The 20,103-nt window shown below is 59.9% G+C and carries 19 protein-coding genes; 5 read left to right on the forward strand and 14 right to left on the reverse strand.

Features of this window, described 5'->3' with window-relative positions; all coding sequences use genetic code 11:
• The 3 genes from coxB to ACIP6G_RS05595 form a co-directional block, all read right to left on the reverse strand.
• Entirely contained in the window at positions 1–924 is a 924-nt protein-coding gene (coxB, locus tag ACIP6G_RS05585) for a cytochrome c oxidase subunit II (RefSeq protein ID WP_286134304.1), read from the reverse strand.
• A 172-nt stretch (positions 925–1,096) separates the two neighbouring features.
• Positions 1,097–1,471, reverse strand: a complete 375-nt coding sequence (locus ACIP6G_RS05590; protein WP_105658344.1) for an iron-sulfur cluster assembly accessory protein — start codon at positions 1,469–1,471, stop codon at positions 1,097–1,099.
• 134 nt (positions 1,472–1,605) lie between these two features.
• Complete coding sequence (locus ACIP6G_RS05595; RefSeq protein ID WP_400289066.1) at positions 1,606–3,015, reverse strand: dipeptidase; 1,410 nt, start codon at positions 3,013–3,015, stop codon at positions 1,606–1,608.
• Positions 3,016–3,084: 69 nt separating this feature from the next.
• Here ACIP6G_RS05595 and ACIP6G_RS05600 point away from each other — a divergent pair, with 69 nt between their 5' ends.
• Positions 3,085–3,678 (forward strand): DUF3043 domain-containing protein, encoded by a 594-nt coding sequence (locus ACIP6G_RS05600; protein WP_105658342.1) that lies wholly within the window; start codon positions 3,085–3,087, stop codon positions 3,676–3,678.
• 404 nt (positions 3,679–4,082) lie between these two features.
• Here the strand turns inward: ACIP6G_RS05600 and ACIP6G_RS05605 are convergent, their stop codons facing one another.
• Complete coding sequence (locus ACIP6G_RS05605; protein ID WP_400289068.1) at positions 4,083–5,147, reverse strand: quinone-dependent dihydroorotate dehydrogenase; 1,065 nt, start codon at positions 5,145–5,147, stop codon at positions 4,083–4,085.
• Between the two features lie 60 nt (positions 5,148–5,207).
• On the opposite strand from ACIP6G_RS05605, the gene ACIP6G_RS05610 reads away from it, so the two are divergent.
• A complete protein-coding gene (locus ACIP6G_RS05610; protein ID WP_400289070.1) occupies positions 5,208–6,254 on the forward strand; it encodes an alpha/beta hydrolase in 1,047 nt (348 codons plus the stop codon).
• Here the strand turns inward: ACIP6G_RS05610 and ACIP6G_RS05615 are convergent.
• The 7 genes from ACIP6G_RS05615 to ACIP6G_RS05645 form a co-directional block, all read right to left on the reverse strand.
• Positions 6,251–7,057 carry an isoprenyl transferase gene (locus tag ACIP6G_RS05615; protein WP_400289072.1) on the reverse strand — a complete coding sequence of 269 codons (807 nt, stop codon included), beginning with the start codon at positions 7,055–7,057 and terminating at the stop codon, positions 6,251–6,253. The genes ACIP6G_RS05610 and ACIP6G_RS05615 overlap by 4 nt on opposite strands.
• Positions 7,054–7,803: a DNA repair protein RecO gene (gene recO / locus ACIP6G_RS05620; RefSeq protein ID WP_400289351.1), complete on the reverse strand. Its 750-nt coding sequence runs from the start codon at positions 7,801–7,803 to the stop codon at positions 7,054–7,056. The genes ACIP6G_RS05615 and recO overlap by 4 nt, the downstream gene beginning before the upstream one ends.
• Before the next feature lie 306 nt (positions 7,804–8,109).
• Positions 8,110–9,849 carry a 2-isopropylmalate synthase gene (leuA, locus tag ACIP6G_RS05625; RefSeq protein WP_400289074.1) on the reverse strand — a complete coding sequence of 580 codons (1,740 nt, stop codon included), beginning with the start codon at positions 9,847–9,849 and terminating at the stop codon, positions 8,110–8,112.
• Positions 9,850–10,326: 477 nt separating this feature from the next.
• Complete coding sequence (gene era / locus ACIP6G_RS05630; protein ID WP_105658337.1) at positions 10,327–11,289, reverse strand: GTPase Era; 963 nt, start codon at positions 11,287–11,289, stop codon at positions 10,327–10,329.
• Complete coding sequence (locus tag ACIP6G_RS05635; RefSeq protein WP_400289076.1) at positions 11,282–12,568, reverse strand: hemolysin family protein; 1,287 nt, start codon at positions 12,566–12,568, stop codon at positions 11,282–11,284. The genes era and ACIP6G_RS05635 overlap by 8 nt, the downstream gene beginning before the upstream one ends.
• Before the next feature lie 4 nt (positions 12,569–12,572).
• Positions 12,573–13,046: an rRNA maturation RNase YbeY gene (gene ybeY, locus ACIP6G_RS05640; protein ID WP_105658335.1), complete on the reverse strand. Its 474-nt coding sequence runs from the start codon at positions 13,044–13,046 to the stop codon at positions 12,573–12,575.
• On the reverse strand, positions 13,043–14,071 hold the full coding sequence (locus ACIP6G_RS05645) for a PhoH family protein (protein ID WP_105658334.1): 1,029 nt from the start codon (positions 14,069–14,071) through the stop codon (positions 13,043–13,045). Before ACIP6G_RS05645 ends, ybeY begins: the two co-directional genes overlap by 4 nt.
• A 309-nt stretch (positions 14,072–14,380) precedes the next feature.
• Between ACIP6G_RS05645 and ACIP6G_RS05650 the strand changes: the two genes are divergently transcribed.
• On the forward strand, positions 14,381–15,292 hold the full coding sequence (locus ACIP6G_RS05650) for a GerMN domain-containing protein (protein ID WP_400289079.1): 912 nt from the start codon (positions 14,381–14,383) through the stop codon (positions 15,290–15,292).
• Between the two features lie 330 nt (positions 15,293–15,622).
• Here the strand turns inward: ACIP6G_RS05650 and ACIP6G_RS05655 are convergent, their stop codons facing one another.
• The 3 genes from ACIP6G_RS05655 to hrcA form a co-directional block, all read right to left on the reverse strand.
• A complete protein-coding gene (locus ACIP6G_RS05655) occupies positions 15,623–16,396 on the reverse strand; it encodes a 16S rRNA (uracil(1498)-N(3))-methyltransferase (RefSeq protein WP_332594745.1) in 774 nt (257 codons plus the stop codon).
• A gap of 2 nt (positions 16,397–16,398) precedes the next feature.
• Positions 16,399–17,523 (reverse strand): molecular chaperone DnaJ, encoded by a 1,125-nt coding sequence (gene dnaJ / locus ACIP6G_RS05660; protein WP_105658331.1) that lies wholly within the window; start codon positions 17,521–17,523, stop codon positions 16,399–16,401.
• 65 nt (positions 17,524–17,588) lie between these two features.
• Entirely contained in the window at positions 17,589–18,602 is a 1,014-nt protein-coding gene (gene hrcA, locus ACIP6G_RS05665; protein ID WP_105658330.1) for a heat-inducible transcriptional repressor HrcA, read from the reverse strand.
• A 127-nt stretch (positions 18,603–18,729) separates the two neighbouring features.
• Here hrcA and ACIP6G_RS05670 point away from each other — a divergent pair, with 127 nt between their 5' ends.
• Positions 18,730–19,599, forward strand: coding sequence for a DUF3097 domain-containing protein (locus tag ACIP6G_RS05670; protein ID WP_133833352.1), 870 nt, complete (start codon positions 18,730–18,732; stop codon positions 19,597–19,599).
• 90 nt (positions 19,600–19,689) lie between these two features.
• Positions 19,690–20,091, forward strand: a complete 402-nt coding sequence (locus ACIP6G_RS05675) for a DUF4870 domain-containing protein (RefSeq protein ID WP_105658328.1) — start codon at positions 19,690–19,692, stop codon at positions 20,089–20,091.
• Positions 20,092–20,103: the final 12 nt, after the last annotated feature.

Here is a 20,103-nt window from a genome sequence, read left to right on the forward strand (position 1 = left end):
TTACTCTCCTTCCCCGTGCTCTACTACGACGCCGTTAACAACATCTGGCTTACGGTCGTACTCTTCACCAATATGTCCATCTTCCATCTTTGCCAGCTGAGCCTTGAACTCGGACTCATTGACAACCTCGACGTTGAAGAGCATCTCGGAGTGGTACTCGCCGCAAAGCTCGGCGCACTTTCCGTCGTAGCTGCCTTCAACCTGTGGAGTCAGGTAGATGTAGTTGGTCTTGCCTGGGATCATGTCCAGCTTCTGCAAGAAGGCTGGTACCCAGAAGGAGTGGATGACATCGCGGCTATTCAGCTCAAGGGTTACCGACTTGCCCGCTGGCAGGTACAGGGTTGGCAGTTCTTCGCGAACGCCTTCCGAGCCATCGGTGTTCAGGTGAGCCTGTTCGCCGGCGTAATACTTCTCGGTGCCCTGGTAGCTGTAGTTGAAGTCCCAAGACCATTGCTTGGCTCGGACATCGACTACGACCTCAGAATCAACAGGGGCGTTGATCTGCTTTTCCAGGGTGTTGTTGAAGCTAAAGAAGACTAGAACAAGGACCAAAGGAATGGCCGTGTAGAAGATCTCCAATGGCAGGTTGTAGCTCAGCTGACGCGGGTAACCCGTATCGTTCTTGCGGCGGCGGTAGGCGATGACGCACCAGAGCATCAATCCCCAGGTCAATACGCCGACGACAATAACAGCGATCCACGAGTTAACCCAGAAATCCTGGATTGCCCCGGTGTGGTTGGTGGTGTCGCGCTCCACGTTTGGGAGCCAACCGCGTTTTGCCTCCGCTGTACATCCCGTCAACAGCAATGCGCCAGTGCCGACTAAAGCCAGTACTTTGGCTTTAGCGGACCCGCGACTGCCGGTTCGGTCTTGCGAACTCACAGACGGCCCTTCCTCTTTGTTGGTGCAGAATGTGGTCTTCATAAGTCACCTCGTGGTTTAAACGAGTTGCACGGTGAGGTGGCTCACGAAGGGAAACATAGTTTTACTACTTAATGTAGAGCTTACCCTCTTTGGGGTCAGAATGCCGAAAAACGCCGCTGTGCTAACGAGAAATTTCTTCAACGTTTGAACAGCGGCGTTTGTTCCCTACGGCCTAGTGGAAGGAATCTCCACAGGCGCAGGAACCCGATGCGGCCGGGTTGTCGATGGTGAAGCCCTGCTTCGAGATGGTGTCCTCGAAATCAATGGACGCGCCAGCGAGGTACGGGACGCTCATCTTGTCAACGATGACCTCAACGCCATCGAAGTTGCGTACCGCGTCGCCGTCGAGCATGCGCTCATCGAAGTAAAGCTGGTAGATAAGGCCCGAGCAGCCACCTGGCTGCACGGCGATGCGGAGACGAAGATCATCCCGGCCTTCCTGTTCCAGAAGCGAGCGAACCTTGTCCGCCGCCACGTCGGAAATCTCCACCTCATGGGTTGGCACCTCAGTTGGATCGCCCTTGGTCTGGTCAACAGATGCAGTCATGATTTTCCTCCCATACTGCTCGATGCGGCACCAAGCTCCAGATTTGTTACTGGAACCGGCACCTCTGTTCTTGCTTCTATCCTACGTCGCTACGCTGAAGAATTCTTCCCCTGCGTCTCTCCGTATGACACGGTTCATAGTCCCTTGGCGTTGATCCTCGCCAGCATGAGGGCTTCAGCCTCAATTGCGTGCTGGAAGTCGCCTAGATGCAGCGACTCGTTGGCCGAGTGCGCACGCGAATCGGGATCCTCGACACCGGTGACCAGGATCTGCGCCTTCGGGAAAACTTCCAGTAAATCTGCGATGAATGGAATTGATCCACCCAGGCCCATATTCACTGGTACAACGCCCCAAGCTTGTTCAAGCGCCCAGCGCGCGGTGTCATTTGCCGAAGCGTCCAGGTTCGCCTTGTAGGCGTTGCCTGCTTCGGTGGCGACAAATTCAACCTCGGCGCCGCGAAGGTCAACGCTTTTGACGTGTGCTTCAAGGGCCTTGAGCGCATCTGCAGGATTCTGCCCTGGGGCCAGGCGCATCGATACCTTGAAACGCGTTGCCGGCAGCAAGGTATTCGACGAGTGGTCGACACTCGGGATATCCATTCCAATCACGCTCAGTGCTGGTTTATTCCACAAGCGGTCGGTGATCTTGCCGGTGCCGGCAAGCTGGAAGGATTCCAGAACGCCGGAGTCCCTGCGGAATTCGGCTTCGTCGAAGTCGACTTCAGCGATGTCGTTGGCAACCAGGCCGGCCACCGCAACAGAACCGTTCTCGTTGTGGAAGCTGGAGATCAACTTGGCGGCGAGGATCGGGCCATCGAGAACTGGTCCGCCAAACATGCCCGAGTGAACTGCATGGTTCAACGAGCGGACGGTGATCTCCGCTGCGCACATGCCGCGCAGCGAGCTGGTCAGTGCTGGGGTTCCAACCGACCAGTTGGACGAGTCGGCAACTACGATCACATCTGCTGCCAACTTGTCCTGATGGGCTTCGAGGAAGTTGCGGAATGATGGGGATCCGGCTTCCTCCTCCCCCTCGAAGAAGTAGGTCACGCCGACGCCGAAATCGCCAATGAGGTCCAGCACGGCGCGCATCGCCGCGATGTGGACCATGATGCCGGCCTTGTCGTCAGCGGCACCGCGGCCGAACAGCCGGTCCCCTACCTTCGTGGCTTCGAATACCGGGGTTTTCCAGTCCGCCTCGTTGCCCGGAGGCTGGACGTCGTGGTGTGCATACAGCAGCACGGTTGGCTTTCCGGGTGCCGCCTTGCGCTGGGCTACCACGGCAGGTGCGCCCATAGCGCCGTTCTGCGCAGGCTCGCGCAGGATTTCCACGGTCTCCATCCCGGCCGACTTGGCCAATTCGGCCACTGCCGCAGCCGATTTTTCCAGGTTCTGCGGGTCGAAGGATTCCCATGCGATGCTCGGGATCGCGACCAGGGAAGTGAGCTCTTCGAGGATCTTCTCGAAGTTCGTTTCGATGTGGCTTTTTAGCGCGGCAATATCGACGCCGCTTGCAACAGCGTCGAAGGTAGTATTTTCGGTCATGCCTTCAGCCTAGCAATTCCTCGCGTATCGAATGTCACGCCGCTAACTATTTCCGGCTAGAATAGAGGGGTGTTTGGACGTAAGAAGGATGAACCTCAATCCCCCGTAAATGTGGAGTCTGCCCAGCAGGCCCCGGAAACAACCGACGGCCGCAAGACTGGTCCAACGCCCAAGCGCAATGCGCAGCAGGCGAACCGTCAGCGCCCGTTGGTTCCTACCGATCGCAAGGCCGCTAAGGAAGCCCAGCGTCAACAGCGTGTTGAAGCGCAGAATCGTTTGCGCTTAGCCAACGAAACTGGCGATGAACGCTACCTGATGCCACGCGACAAGGGTGAGCAGAAGCGCTACACCCGTAACTTCATTGACTCTCGCTGGATGTTCGGCGAGTTCATGATGTTCATCATCCTGGCCTTCTTGGTTGTCTCGCTGGTGTTCCAGCGCAACCTGCAGATCCAGATGTTTGTGCAGGCAGCCCTCTGGGTTGTTATCGCACTGATCATCATCGAAGCAATTGTGACGACCATCCTCTTGAAGAAGCGCCTGGTCGCCAAGTTCGGCCACATGGAAAAGGGCGTACGCATGTACGCGGCAATGCGTGGAATGCAGTTCCGCAAATTGCGCCTGCCAAAGCCACAGGTCAAGCGCGGCGCAAATATCGACTAGTCGATACCGCTAGACCGCAAAGGGGCAAGCTCGCTGAGCTTGCCCCTTTCTAGTTAATTGCTTGATTGAATAACAATGTTCAAAGTTTGTGGAGCCAAGTACAAGTTGATGCAGATTCTGCGATAGGAATATCGTTGCCGCGACGCATTTCTGCCAGTCACTGTCCGTGCTCGCAGCATGCGGCCTTGTTGGCTCAGATACAAGGATTCATCCCGGTCGGCAACCGCTATTGCCACGTTCTCCCCTAGCGCGGCTGCCCTCTCCTAGTCTCCTGATCCAAGTTGCGTTCAAAGCTGTTGCAGGAAGAACGTACGCAGAAGATGGGCCCAGTTAACGCGGAATGGCTCCGACTCTTCGCGAATCGGAGCCATACCGGAGCATTTGGGACATTCCACTCCAAAGAACTAGAGCATGCGCTCCAGGTCCTTATTGATCGAACGTGCCCAGAACGGACCCTCGTAGAGGAATGCGGTGTAACCCTGTACCAGGTCAGCGCCTGCGTCCAGGCGTTCCTTCACATCCGCTGCATTTTCCACGCCGCCGACGGCGATCAGAGCCATATCGGCCGGAACGAGTGAACGCAACTGGCGAAGAACTTCAAGCGATCGCTGCTTGAGCGGAGCGCCAGATAGCCCGCCGGCGCCAATCTCTTCAACCTTGGACGCATCGCTGGTCAAGTTCTCGCGACCGATGGTCGTATTGGTGGCAATAATGCCGTCGAGTTCAAGTTCCATGGCCAAGCGTGCAACGTCAGCGACATCCTCATCGCTAAGATCGGGAGCAATCTTGACCAGCAACGGAATATGGCGGCCGGCAACCTTGTCAGCCAACTGGCCGACTTCCGAAAGCAGCGGACGAAGAGAGTCAACGCTCTGGAGCAGGCGCAGACCCGGGGTGTTGGGGCTCGAAACATTGACGACCAGATAATCTGCGTGGATCGCCAGCTGGCGGGTGGACGCGAGGTAATCCCCTACCGCGTCTTCCAGCTCTACGACCTTGGTCTTGCCGATATTCACGCCGATGACCGGGCGGGTTCCAGCGTAACCAGCCTTGAGCTCTTGGCGAGAACTGGCGACACGGGCAGCGACAGTTTCGGCGCCTTCGTTGTTGAAGCCCATCCGGTTGATTACCGCGCGGTCCTCAACCAAGCGGAAGAGCCGCGGTTGCGGGTTGCCGGACTGGGCCTGTCCGGTGACGGTTCCGATTTCAACATGGCCAAAACCGATGTCGCTCAACGCCAGGATTCCGGTGGCGCCCTTGTCGAAGCCAGCAGCCAATCCGAATGGGGACGGGAAGTCGATGCCCATAACGGTGCGCTTCAGCTTGGGTGCCGGAGCGAAGAACTTGCGAGCTGCCTTAGTGAGCCCTGCGCGTTGCGCAATCTTGATCGCGTTGAATGCAAAATGGTGAGCCTGCTCAGGATCCATCTTGGTGAACACGTGCTTGAAGACCAGTGGGTATATGCGCATGGAACCATTTTCCCGTGAAGAACCCGAAACAGACAACTTGAGATGGGTAGTATTCAAGATATGAAGCACTTCGTTGTTCCAGAAAGCACCAGTTGGCCAGACTTTATGTCTTCAACTAGGCCGGGGCAATGGGTTGAAGATCCCCTCGGGCCTGATTTTGAGCACCAAACCTTGGATTTCGGCGTCGATGCGGAAGGACCGGCCGTCGCGACCTTGGTCCGCTATCGCCCGGCTGGATTCAGGAATCGGCTCGGACGACGAGCCCAGGGAATTGTTCTGAGCGTGCATGGCTGGAGCGATTATTTTTACAACCGCGAACTGGCAGCTTTCTGGCATCACCATGGATACCACTTCTACGCACTTGATCTACGCAGGCATGGACGCAGTCTGAGAGCCGAACATGCTTTGCCTGGTTATGTCGATGACTTGGCGGACTTCGATGAGGAGCTCAACGCGAGCTTGGAACTGCTGCGTAACGAGCATCCTCAATTACCGGTGGTTGCCCAAGGGCACTCGACGGGCGGCTTGATCCTGAGCTTGTGGCTTGCGCGCCAAGCCCCGGGCATTAAAGCTCTGGTCCTGAATGCTCCATGGCTTGAATTTCAGGGAACGGCCTTCCTGCGCATTCCTTTTCACGGCCTTATGGAAGCGATCACCCGCACGAATCCGCGCAGGAAGCTCAACGGACCAGAATTCGATCATTACTGGCAATCGCTAAGTACTGATAGCCACGGCCAGTGGGACGTTCATCGGTTATGGCGACCACGGATCGCTTTTCCGAACACCGCGGGATGGCTGAAAACGATATTTGATGGCCATGCCCTAGTTGCGAAGGGGCTGAAAATTCAACAGCCGATCTTCATCCTCACCTCGGATCGCACCCATATCGGCACGAGCTACTCCCCTGACATGCAGCACTGCGATTCGGTACTCGACGTTCAGCAAACGCGCTTGCGGGCGTTGAAACTAGGCAGTTTCGTTACCTTGTCCGAAATTCCTGGTGCAATGCACGATGTATTCACCTCCGCTGAACCCGCCAGATCCGCAGCATATCGAGATCTAAGCCTCTGGTTGCGATTGGTGGGAACAACGCTGAAAACGTCCTAGGCCTGTGGCTTGTCGATAGCTCCGCCGTAACGGCGATCGCGCTTGGCATATTCTTCTACGGCGGTAAACAGCGTTCGCCGGTCGACATCCGGCCAAAGCTGGTCGAGGAAGACCATCTCTGCGTATGCCGACTGCCACAGCAGGAAGTTGCTTGTGCGTTGCTCGCCACTGGTTCGGAGGAAAAGATCCACATCAGGCAGTTCCGGAGCATGCAGGTATTTGGCGATAGTCTTTTCGCCAACCGAGCTAGCGCGAAGCCTGCCGGCTGCAACATCCCGGGCAATCGCGCTGACAGCGTCGCCTAGTTCCGCGCGCCCGCCGTAGTTCACGCACATGGTCAGCTGGCAACCCAGGTTGTCTTTGGTGAGTTCTTCGGCTTCCTTGAGTTCATTGATAACCGATTTCCAGAGTTTGGGTTCTCGCCCCGACCAGCGTATGCGGACGCCCCAAGAGTTCAACGTATCGCGTTGGCGGCGCAGAACATCACGTGAGAAGCCCATCAGGAAGCGCACTTCCTCAGGGCTGCGCTTCCAGTTCTCGGTTGAGAACGCGTAGACAGAGACGTACTTGACGCCCAGCTCCACGGCTCCGGCCACCACATCAAGCAAAGCTGCTTCGCCTGCACGGTGCCCCTCGGTACGAGGCAATCCCCGCTGGTTCGCCCAACGTCCATTGCCATCCATGACGATAGCTACGTGTTCAGGGATGAGTTCCTGCGGAATGGCGGGCATCTGCGGATTATCCGGATGCGCATAAGGAGCGACTGGGCCTCGGCGGCCGGTGATCTTAGGAAGCTTCTTCAATTTCTCTCCACAAGACGTAGGGAATTCACGGCACGCTCAAGGTGCCACTGCAAGTAGTTGGCCACGATATCTGCAGCTTGCTTGCGCGCTCGAGGTCCTGCTTCTGCCACGGTGGACCAGTCCCCTTCCAGCAGCGCCTGCAGATATTCAATGGTGACGGGGTGCGGCGATAACGATCCAGAGGGACGGCATTCGGGGCAGACGACGCCGCCAAGCTGGACGTGGAGCGCTTGATGCGGGCCAGGCTTGCCGCAGCGCACGCAGTCGGTAAAGGACGGCGCCCAACCAGCAACCGAGAGGGCCCGCAAGATGTAGGAGTCCAGCACGGCTCCGGAATCGACTCGCTGCTTGGATAACAGGGCGATCGCACCGTGGAAGAGCTGATATTGCTTGAGGGCCGAATCGCTTTCTGTTTCCAGCAATTTTTCAGCGATCTCCGACATGGCGTTGGCCACCGTGTAGCTCGGGTAATCCATGACCAGAAATTGGCCGTAAGGATTTCGAAGCTGTGCCTGCGAGACGATATCAAGATTGCGGCCCATCACCAGAAGCGCGTCGACTTCCATGAACGGTTCCAGCGTGGCACCCATCCTCGACGAGGTCCGGCGTACGCCTTTCGCCACGGCACGGATAATCCCATTGGGCGTCAGCAGGGTGATGATGCGATCGGCTTCTCCCAGCTTGTGGGTACGCAAGACCAAACCACGGGTGTGGTAGCTCTTGGAGGCGAAACCTGATCTGGACACGGACAATATTCTCCCACTTCAACTCCCAAAACTCTGAATCCATCGATTCCTATGGGTGTCGATTCGTCCCTGGGCGCGGTAGCTGCAGGAGCAATCCGGCATCTACCGGGCCCGAGGAAATGGGGTTCAAGGCGTCTCTTGATTTGAATTCAGCGGGAACGCCGACAGCGACGCAGTAGCCAGTTCCTTTTCTTCGTCGGCGCTTGCTTGCCAGCTGCCCTGGCAGTACCGAGAAGGCAAAACGCCACGGCCAGCGTGGTGAGGCTGGCCGTGGCGTCGAGCTGGCAACGAGGTGGTGCCGCAGACCTACTTGCTGTCGCGGATTGCGCGGTTGACGGCCGAAACTACGGCCTTCAGTGCTGCAATGTTGGTGTTGGTGTCCAGGCCAATGCCCCACAGGATGCGATCGCCCACGGCGCATTCGACGAATGCGGCTGCACGGGCGTTGCCACCTTCGCTCATGGCGTGCTCGGAGTAGTCCAGCACGCGCAGATCCACGCCATCATCGTTGAGCAGCTTGACCAGCGCGGAGACCGGACCGTTACCCTGGGCGCTGCGCTCATGGGCCACGCCGTCGATGATCAGCTTGGTATCCAGGCGGAAGCTTCCGTCCTCCGCCGAAGCCGCGGTCGCCGAAGCAATCTGGTAGTAGCCCCAGGGGTTCATGCCCGAATCTTCGCTGACCGGCAGGTACTCATCCTGGAAAACGTCCCAGATGCGCTGCGAGGAGATCTCGCCGCCCTCGGTATCGGTCTTGCGCTGGATGACGCCGGAGAACTCGATCTGCGCGCGGCGCGGCAGGTCCAAGTTGTAGTCGTTCTTCAGCAGGTAAGCAACCCCGCCCTTGCCGGACTGCGAGTTCACGCGGATCACGGCCTCGTAGGAACGGCCGATGTCCTTCGGGTCGATCGGCAGGTACGGAACAGCCCAGACCAGGTCGTTGATGTCCTTGCCTTCAGCCGAAGCCTTGGCTTCCATCGCTTCCAGGCCCTTCTTGATTGCGTCCTGGTGCGAACCGGAGAAGGCGGTGAAGACCAGATCTCCACCGTACGGGCTGCGTTCAGCCACTGGCAGCTGGTTGCAGTACTCGACGGTGCGGCGGATGTGGTCCATGTCCGAGAAATCGATCTGTGGGTCGATGCCCTGGCCGAACATGTTCATGCCCAAGGTCACCAGGTCGACGTTGCCGGTGCGTTCGCCGTTGCCGAACAGGCAGCCTTCGATGCGGTCGGCGCCGGCCAGGTAGCCCAGTTCGGCCGCGGCCACTCCGGTGCCGCGGTCGTTGTGCGGGTGCAGCGAGAGAATGATCGAATCGCGGTTGGCCAGGTTGCGGTGCATCCACTCGATGGAGTCGGCGTACACATTCGGGGTAGCCATTTCCACCGTGGCCGGCAGGTTCAGGATCATCTTGTTCTCCGGGGTCGCTTCCAGGACCACGGCTACGGCCTCGGAAATGCGCTTGGCGAAGGCCAGCTCGGTCCCGGTGTAGGACTCTGGCGAGTACTCGTAGGTGATCTTGGTGCCGGTCAGCTGCTCTTCGTACTTCTTGCACAACCGGGCGCCCTGGACGGCGATGTCCACGATGCCGTCTTCGTCCTGGCGGAAGACGACTTCGCGCTGCAGGATCGAGGTGGAGTTGTACAGGTGGACAATGGCCTGCTTGGCTCCTTCCAGCGCTTCGTAGGTGCGCTCGATCAGGTGCTCGCGGGACTGGGTGAGCACCTGGATGGTCACGTCATCGGGAATGCCGCGCTCGATCAGCTGGCGGACAAAGTCGAAGTCGGTCTGCGAAGCCGATGGGAAGCCGACCTCGATTTCCTTGAAGCCCATTTCGACCAGCAGGTCGAACATCTTGTGCTTGCGCTCCGGGCTCATCGGATCGATCAGCGCCTGATTGCCATCTCGCAGGTCGACCGCGCACCAGCGCGGGGCCTTGGTGATGTACTTGTCGGGCCAGGTGCGATCGGGCAGATTGACCTCGATCTGGTCCTGGAATGGAACATACTTGTGGATTGGCATGTTCGAAGATTTCTGCATGTTCTGCATTTCTGTGGGTCCCCTAGACAAAATTAGTGCTTAGTTTGTGGGGCCAGACAAGAGCTACTCCGCGACGAGGGGTCGGCCTGTAGACCACTAGCGGTCCTTTGGATCCTCGCAGCGGCTAAGTAGTAGTAGAAGCTCGAAATGCACGAAATGAGCATAGCACCGCGCTTTGGAGGCAAGTGAAACTTATGTCACTTGCGTGTCACATAGTGGACGTCCGCCTTGCGCAAGGCGGCGGACAGGATGCCCAAGCAGGCGAACAATGGGGCTCATGGAGCTAAGAGCCAGGGAGGTTCATGGATGGAGACGATCCGCATCGGCGCTGGAACCCATGGGCTGCGTACTGGCGTTTCTCCCGCGGAAAGGCTGGCCCGGGAGATCCAGAGTGCGGGCCAAGCAGCCGGTTAACCAGCTCGTCCCCCAAGACCGGTCTGGTCTTGAGGGACGAGCTACGCATTTTCCAGCGCTGGGGTGCGCAGCCTAGAAGCCGAGGCGTCCAAGCTGCTTCGGGTCGCGCTGCCAATCCTTGGCAACCTTCACGTGCAGGTCCAGGTAGACCTTGGTGCCCAGCAGCTTCTCGATGCCCTGGCGGGCGTTGGTGCCGACCTCGCGCAGGCGCGAACCGCCACGGCCAATGATGATGGCCTTCTGGCTGGAGCGCTCAACGAAGAGCGAGACGTGGATGTCGATCAGCGGATTGCTTTCGCTGCGTCCTTCGCGGGGAACCATCTCTTCAACGACGACGGCCAGCGAGTGCGGCAGTTCGTCGCGCACGCCTTCCAGGGCGGCTTCGCGAATCAGCTCGGAAACCATCTTGGCTTCCGGCTCGTCGGTCAGCTCGCCGTCCGGGTACAGCGGCGGGCCCACTGGCAGGTGCTCTGCCAGCACGTTGGCCACCTCTTCGACCTGGAATTCCTTGACAGCCGAGACCGGAACGATTGCGGCGAAGCCGTTCTCGCCGAAGTTCTGGGTACCCATCTCGGCCACCGCAACCAGCTGCTGCGCGAGCTGTTCGCGGTCCACCAGGTCAGCCTTGGTGACCAGGGCGATGATCGGCTTGCGCTGCAGCTGAGCCAGCTGCGTGGCGATGTAGCGGTCGCCCGGGCCGATCTTCTCATTGGCCGGGATGCAGAAGCCGATCGCGTCCACCTCGGAGAGGGTGTCGGCGACCAGGTCATTCAGGCGCTGGCCGAGCAAGGTGCGTGGACGGTGCAGGCCCGGGGTATCGACCAGGATCAACTGCGCATCCTCGCGGTGCACGATACCGCGGATGGTGTGGCGGGTAGTCTGCGGCTTGGCCGAGGTGATGGCCACCTTCTGGCCTACCAGCGCATTGGTCAGGGTGGACTTGCCGGCATTCGGGCGGCCTACGAAAGAGGTGAAGCCGGAGCGGAAGCCCTCAGGCCATCCGCTGGATGCAAGCAGGTTGTGGTTTTCACTCATGTGAGGAATCCTCGTCGTTCTCAATATGGTCGGATGCATCTGTTTCCAGACGCTCTACATGGATTTTGCCGATACGGTTGCGGCGGCCCGCGAGGGCTACCACGGTCAGGCGCAGGCCGTGCACTTCAGCGGTGGAACCGAGTACCGGCACCGATTCCAAGGCCTTGGAGAGCAGGCCGCCGACGGTGTCGACGTCCTCTTCCTCGATGTGCATGTCGAAGTGGTCGGCAATATCGTCAATGGATGCCGCCGCCACGGCGAAAATCGACCCGTCAGGGTTCTGGATCAATTCGGCCCTCGAACGATCATACTCGTCATCGATTTCGCCAACGATTTCCTCAAGCAGGTCTTCCAGGGTCACCAGGCCCGCGGTGCCGCCGTACTCGTCGATGACGATGGCCAGGTGGATGGATTCCTTCTGCAGTTCCTGCATCAGCTCTGCTGCCGACTTCGATTCGGGAACAAAGCGGACCTTTCGCGCCAATTCGGCCAGGGTCCGGGCCTGCTGCAGGCCGTGGATCTCGCGGATCAGGTCCTTGAGGTAGATGATGCCCTGGATATCATCGGTGTCCTCGCCGATCAGCGGGATGCGGGAGAAGCCCGAGGCGATGAACAGGTCCATGGCGCTGTGGAAGGAATGATCCGCATCCAGCACCACCATGTCGGTGCGCGGCACCATCACCGAACGAACGCTGGTCTCCTCCAAGTCGATCACCGAGGAGATCAGTTCCGCCGATTCCTCATCCAGGTCCTCGCCTTCGGAGGCGCGATCCACCAGATCACGCAGTCGTTCCTTGCCCAGGTAGCCGTCTCCATCCACACCGCCGGGGCTCAGTGCCTTGGCGATGGATGCCAACCACGTGGTGATGGGTCCGAGAACCAGGCGCAGGAAGCGGACCAGGGCGGCGGTGGACTGCACGACGTTCTGGGCGTTGGAACGCCCGTAGCGACGTGGCGACACGCTGACCAGGACGAATCCCAGGGCGGCCATCGCAATAGTGGAGATCATGCCGATCAGCCACACATTCTCGATCCACTGCGAAACGAGCAGGGCTACAGCGACAGCGGAAGCGGTCTCGAACCAGATCCGCCAGAACTTCACTGCCTGGGCGTGGGTTTCTGTTTCATCCAGAATTGCGGACAGCGATTTGGAATTGGACTCGGCGCGCAGGCGTTCAGCAGCGTGCCGGGATAATGCGTAGAAGGCTGAGTCTGCGGCAGTCAGCACGGCCGAGAAGGCCATGAAAACAAGGGCGAGAATCAGCAAAATTATTTCCACGGGGTTATTCCACCGTTTCCTTTGGCGCGGGGCGGCCGGTGTAGCTCTCTAGGAGCTGGCGCTGCAGCGCAAACATCTCTTCCTTTTCTGCTGGCTCCATGTGGTCGAAACCCATGAGGTGCAGCAGGCCATGGGTGGTCAGCAACAGGATTTCATCGTGGGTGCTGTGGCCCCCGGCCTTGGCCTGCGCTTCGGCGACGGCAGGGCAGATGACGATGTCGCCAAGGATGCCGCTCTCCCCCGGCGCACCGGCAGTTCCTGGGCGCAGCTCATCCATCGGGAAGCTCATCACATCGGTGGGGCCTTCGAGGTCCATCCACTCGACGTGTAGGGCGCTCATGGCATCCTCGTCGATGAAAACGATCGATACTTCGGTTTCCGGATGCAGGAACATTGCCCGCATCACCGATTCTGCCAAGGCGTTGACATCCTTGAGATCGACGTCGTATTCGGTTTCGTTATTTACTTCAATGCTCATTTGCTGCGGCGTCCCCGGTTGTGGTCTTTGCGTCGGGTGTCATCCCAACGGTCGTAAGCAGTAACGATGTCGGCAATCAGACGGTGGCGAACCACATCCGAAGAGTCGAGTCGGCAGATGCTGATGTCGTCGATGCCTTCAAGGACATCGCTGGCCATGCGCAACCCGGAGGTCGCATTGTTGGGCAGATCCACCTGGGTGACATCCCCCGTCACTACCATCTTGGAACCGAATCCCAGGCGGGTCAGGAACATCTTCATCTGTTCACTGGTGGTGTTCTGCGCTTCATCCAGGATCACGAAGGCGTCATTGAGGGTGCGTCCACGCATATAGGCCAGCGGAGCGACCTCAATGGTTCCGGCTTCGAGCAATTGCGGAATGGTTTCCGGATTGATCATGTCGTGCAAGGCATCGTAGAGCGGGCGCAGGTACGGGTCGATCTTCTCGGTCAACGAGCCCGGCAGGAACCCCAGCTTCTCCCCTGCCTCAACGGCAGGCCGGGTCAGGATGATGCGGTTGACCTGCTTGTCCTGCAAGGCGGCGACGGCCATGGCCATGGCCAGGAAGGTCTTGCCGGTACCGGCTGGGCCAATGCCGAAAGTAATTGTCGAATCCTCTATGGCGTCGACATAGCTCTTCTGGTTCACGGTCTTGGGGCGGATGGAACGTCCGCGCCCCGAGAGGATCTTCAGGCCCAGGACGTCGGTGGGTGCATCCGGATTGCCGGCGCTGAGCATCTTGATGATCTGCTCGATCGTTTCGGCGCTCATGCGCGAGCCGCGAGTGGCCAGCGAACGGGCTTCTTCGGTGACGCGCTGGGCCTTGCGGACTTGCTGCGGTTCACCTACCAGAGCCAGGGATTGGCCGTTGGGGCGGAAGCTCACCTGCGGGTAGGCGCCGGAGAGAATACGCAAGAGCTCGTCATTGGGACCGAGGGTGGCAATCATGAGCTCAGCTGTATCGAAACTGATGGTGAGCGATGCGGATCCGTTCTCCGCTGTCGCCTTATTCTGTTCAACCTGCATGCAGTGCGCGGCGCCCCTTTGCGAGCTTGGTGGTAATCGTGATTTGTCCTGCTTGCCATTCTATCGAGTCGCAGGCCAATCCGGAGAAAATTCAGGTCTCAGCGTAAGCAGTAGAACCTGAAAGTAGTCTTGAATGATGCTAATCGGGGCAAGTGGCGAACATATAGATTTGGTTACGGATTAGTAAGTTGGGCCATTTTTCTGCAGTTAGCCGCTTCTGATATGGCAAGCTTGAGAGCGGTTCCAATACGGCCAGGAGCCACAACAGCTAAAATCACCACGGATTGGTACGCAGTGCAATCAAGGATCTTGCGGAAGATTCCACGCCGATTCGGCGTTTTGGGAATCACTGCCGCTCTCGTCGTCGCCGCAGGCTGCGGTCTGACGAATCGCGAGAGCTCCTATGAGATGCCATCGACCGCCGTGGCTGAATCGCTGAACCTGCCGAACGCCACCGACGCTGGCGAGGATGTCGGCATCGCGGCTAGCCTGCCCATCTACTGGCTGGAAAACACCGATACCGGCGTGTTCCTGTACCGCGAGTACATCGAGGACACCCGCCACCAAGAGCCCATCGGCGATGCGATCTGGACGCTGCTCTCAGCCGACCCGATGAAGCCGAAACGCTATACCCATTTGAAGCCCACCGATGAAATCGGCGTTTCAATCAATACTGCGAATGTCATCACCTTGGATCTGCCGGCCAAGGTCTTCAGCGCCAATCTCGACCAGGGCCTGTCGGAGCGCGCCATCCAGCAACTAGTCTTCACCGCTACGGCAGCTGCCGCCAGCGCCGGACTGGTCGTGGGCGACCTTCCCGCCACAGTTCGCATCCTGGTTGACGGCCAGGCAAATGCCACAGTCTTCGACGGTTTCCGGCTCAAGGATGTCTACGAGCGCGATGCGGCGTTCATTGCACCGATCTGGATCATCGATCCGCAGTTCAACAAGACCTTGGCGGATGGCTCGATCAAGATTAACGGCCGAACCACCCAGTTCGACATCGGCACCTTCTACTCCTTGCAGCGCAAGGACGCCGACGGCAAGCTCACGGTGATGACCGCTCAGAAGCAGGTCAACCCCGGGCAGATCAATGCCGACGGTTCATTCACCCTGACCACCGATCTGCGTGCCGGCTCATACCGGCTGACTTTCTGGGGCGTTGAGACCGGATCGGACCATCTGGTCGGCAAGGTCACCAGCGACTTCCGCGTCGAGTAACACAGCATCCAGCGCTGCAGCCCCCGCCGGAAGTCCTGGACATGAACCTGGGCGCCCGTTGTCCGGGCCAGCTCCTGAACTGGTGGCGGCTGAGCATTCTTGGCCTGCTGGCAGGATTTCCAGTGCCGTTGCCTTGGACAGCGTCCTTATCCGATCGGCTGCCGCATTCGCGTATCCGGCCCGCAGCGACTTCGCGTTCCCCGTCCCGAGGCCTTTTCTCGGCTCGAACCCGTTGCGCCGGCCGGAGACGAAATTGCTCCGCAGATCCCGGCAGGCACATGCCTGCCGGGATCTGCGGAGCAATTCACCTGCTAACCGGAATTCTGGAACCTAGATTTCGCCGATCAAATGGCGGATCAAGACCAGGGCCGCGGGGCCCGCGGTCGAGGCACGCAGCACATGCTGGCCCAGCAGGGCTGGTTGGGCGCCGGCATCGACGAAGGACTGCAGCTCCGTTTCGGAGATGCCTCCTTCTGGCCCGACGATCATGATGATCTCCTGGCCGGTCCGCGCATCGGCGAGCCACGACTGCACATGCCGGGCCACCGATTCCGCGGCCTGCTCGTGCAGAACCAGAACCAGTGCGCCATTTGCGGTATCGGCCGCGATGGCCTTGGCCAGTTCCTTGGAACCCAGCGGGTCCAGCACCTCCGGCTCATAGGCGCGGCGCGACTGCTTCTGCGCCGAGCGCACCTGGGCGCGCCACTTGGCCATGGCCTTGTCGACCTTGGCCGCGTTCCAGCGCACGATCGAGCGGTCAGCCTGCCAGGGGCGTACCGACAGCACGCCCAGTTCCACGCCGGACTCGACAGCTTGCAGGTCGCGATCCCCCTTGGACAGCGCCTGGACCAGGGTGACCGGGTGATCGCTGACCGCTTCCTCGGCACGGCGCAGGACCTTCACGCTCAGCAGGTCCTTGGCGGTGCCGATGACCTCCACAGTCAGGCGCAGCCCCTTGCCATCCAGCAGGTCCAGGTGCTCGCCCGCGGAGACCCGTTTAACGGTGACCGCGTGGTGCGCTTCGGAGCCATCCAGTTCAAGAATGTCCCCGACCGTTGCGTCCCGGCCCTGCTGGGCGTCGATGACGAAGCTGTGGTTGCTCATGCCTAGCGCTGGTTCAGCTTGTCGCGCAGGCGGGAGAACATGCCGCCGCTGTGCTCCACACGGCCGGCCGAGAGTTCTTCGCCACGCAGCTTGGCCAGTTGCTCGAGCAGATCGCGCTGGGCAGCGTCGAGCTTGGTCGGCGTCTCCACCTGCAGGTGCACGATGATGTCCCCGCGCTTGCCTCCGCGCAGGCGCGGCACACCGAGGCCCGGCAGGGTGACGGTGTCGCCATCCTGGGCGCCTGGCTCCACATTGATGGACTGGCCGCCGTCGAAGGTTTCCAGCTTCAGCTCGCAACCCAGTGCGGCGGCGGTCATTGGCAGGCTCATCTTGGCGTGCAGGTCGGTGCCGGCGCGCTCGAAGACCTTATGGCGGCGCACGTCGATCTCGACGAACAGGTTGCCGTTAGGCCCGCCGCCCGGGCCGGCTTCGCCCTGTCCGCGCAGCTGGATGCGGGTGCCGGAGTCGACACCTGCAGGAACGTTCAGCGACTTCGACACATGCTCGCGCACCCGGCCTTCGCCGTTGCACTCCAGGCAGGGGTCCGGGATAGTGGTGCCGAAACCGCGGCAGGCCGCACAGGTTTCCACGGTCATCATCTGGCCCAGGAATGAACGCACTGGACGCTGCACCTGGCCTGCGCCATGGCAGATGTCGCAGGTGACCGGGCTGGTGCCTTCGCGCGTGCACGAACCGTTGCACGTCTTGCAGGTGACAGCGGTTTCCATCTCCAGCGGGTAGACCGTGCCCTTGACCGCATCTTCCAGGTCGATGGTGATGGTGATCAGCGCGTCGCGGCCCGGCTGGGTGCGTGATGCCGGGCCCTGGGCCTGGCCGCCACCGAAGAACTGCTCGAAGATGTCGCCGAAGCCGCCAAAGCCCTGGCCGCCACCGCCGAAGCCCGGGTGGCCGTTGCCGTTCTCATCGCCGGTGGCGTCGTAGTTGGAGCGCTTGGTCTGGTCGGAAAGGACTTCGTAGGCTCGGGTGACCAGCTTGAACTGTTCTGCAGCGTCATCGCTAGGGTTTACATCCGGGTGCAGCTTACGCGCCAACTTGCGGTAGGCACTCTTGATTTCCTGCGGGGTCGCGTCCTTGGCGACGCCTAGGGTCTCGTAATGCGAGCTCACGTTATTCGCCGTGTCCTTTCCTGAGAATCTTGAAATTCGGTAGTGCCGGGCGGTGCCCAGCGAGGCTAGTTAGCCAAAATCTTCGACAGGTACCGTGCCACCGCACGAACCGAGGCCATGGAGGTTGGATAGTTCATCCGGGTGGGGCCCAGGACCCCGAGCTTGTTGCGCACATCGGTGCCGTAGGTGGTGGCGACCACGGCGGCTTCCGACAGCTGCCCGTAGTGGTGCTCGGTGCCGATGGCCACGGCTACGCCGCGCGAATCGGCTTCCAGCTCGGAGAAGAGCTTGAGCAGCACTACCTGCTCCTCGAGCGCCTCGAGCACCGGGGTTATGCTCAGCGGGAAGTCCCCTTCCACGCGGGCGAGGTTCGCGGTGCCTGCCATGATGATGCGTTGCGCGTTGGCCGCCTGGGCCATTTCTTCCAGCGCACCGATCACCTGGTCCACCAGGGGGTCGGCCTGCTGCGTCGAACTGCGCTCGATGCGGGTGAGCCGGCCGGCAAGTTCGGCAAGCTTCACTCCCCCGAAATTGTTGAGCAGCCACAGCTTCAAGTCATCCAGCTCATCATCGCTGTAGGAACGCTGGACCGGCATCATGCGCTGATCCACCGTGCCATTGGAAGCGATCATCACCATCAGCACCTGGGCCGAGCCCAGTCCGACCAGATCGAGGTTCTTCAACGAAGCGGTGTCGTAGTGCGGCACCTGGATCATTGCTACCTGGTTGGTCAACCGCGCCAGGAGGCGAACGGTGCTCTTGAGCATCTCGTCCAGGTCCGTGGAGCTGTCCAGGATCTTGTTGATGGCGTCGCGTTCAGCCCGCGACAGCGGCTTGAGCTCGCCGATCTCATCGACGAAGCGGCGGTATCCCTTTTCGGTGGGGATCCGTCCGGAGGAAGTATGCGGAGCGACTATGAGCCCCTCTTCTTCCAGCATAGCCATGTCATTGCGGATCGTCGCGGCGCTGACACCGAGGTTGTGCCGGTCCAGGAGCGCTTTGGAGCCCACTGGCTCACGGGATTGGACGTAGTCCTCCACGATGGCACGCAGAACGTCTAGGCGTCGCGGCTCTGTCACAACAGCACCTCCTTGGATTCCCTGTGCCCGGCTTTGGCACTCTAACCTGTCAAGTGCCAAGTCTAATACGTTCAGCAGTTGCTAGCATTGGATTTCGAGCGTATTCGATCACAGCGAAAGGCAGTACGTGACTAATTACTCCTGGGGACCACGGGATCTGAGTGCACCGGCACCGAAAAAACTCCGCCAGGTCCCTGTTGAACGTGGCATGATTCTGGAAGATGCCACCTCAGGATGGGTAGGAGAAGTCATCCGTACCGAGAAATCCGGTGGCATGCGCGTGATCGTGCTCGAGGACCGCCACGGCAAGACCCGCTCCTTCCAGGCGGGCTTCGGGTTCTTCCTCGAAGGCGAAGCGGTGGAGATCATTGATCCCGTTGCCAAGGCCGCACCGCCCCAGAAGCTGGTCTCGGCTTCGGGTTCGCGTGCCGTTGCCGGACTGAAGGCCCGGGAGGCCAGGGCAAGCCGCATCTGGGTAGAAGGCAAGCACGACGCTGAGCTGGTTGAAAAAGTTTGGGGCCACGACCTGCGTGTTGAAGGCATCGTCGTTGAACCGCTGCATGGCGTGGACGATCTTGCCGGGGCTATCCGCGACTTCGCCCCCTCCGCGCAGCGCCGCCTGGGAATCCTGGTTGACCACCTGGTTGCCGGAAGCAAGGAATCGCGCATCGTTGCCGAGGCGATGAAGGTCCCCGGTGCAGCGCAAAACGTGCTGATCCTCGGCCACCCGTACGTGGATGTATGGCAGGCGATCAAGCCTGCGACACTGGGCATCAAGGCTTGGCCGGTGATCACCAAGGGCACCGATTGGAAAACCGGTGTGCTCCGGGCCTTTGGCTGGCCGCACTCCACCGCGGAAGACATCGGCATCGGATGGCAGCGGCTCTTGTCCACGGTGCAGCATTACGGGCAGCTTGAACCACAGCTCTTGGGCCGGATTGAAGAATTGATCGATTTTCTCACGACCGAAGATTACGGTTTCCTAACGATTGACTAATAGTTGGAGATTAGTCTGCGAATCTCCCCGTGCGCCCAGCCGCGGTCGCTATGATAAGAGGAACCACACTTAGCAAGACAAGGAAAAATAGTGACATCACGCCAGACGAAGCCATCGGAGAATTCCCGCTTCGAAGGTTCCAGGACCTCTGCGCTGCCGCTGACTCCTTCAGAAGATCGCCAGTGGGCAATGATGGCCCACTTCGGTGCCATCTTGGGTTGCGTTCCTTCGGCAATCGTCTTTGCCGTATTCCGGGACCGTGGCCCGTTCACTGCACAGGAATCGAAGGAAGCGTTCAATTTCACGTTCCCGCTGACCATTCTCGCCATCGTATTCAATGTGCTCATGGTCTTGCCGGTGATCGGCTGGCTTTTCGCAGTACTCGCCGTGGCCCTCTGGGTCTTCATGACGGTCTCGGGCGCCCTTGCTGCCATCCAGGCCAACAAGGGACGCCCTTACCGCTACCAATTCAATCTGCGGCTGATGAAGTAGCAGTGATTTCCC

This window comes from Glutamicibacter sp. NPDC088483 (genome assembly GCF_044753145.1).
GTDB lineage: Bacteria > Actinomycetota > Actinomycetes > Actinomycetales > Micrococcaceae > Glutamicibacter.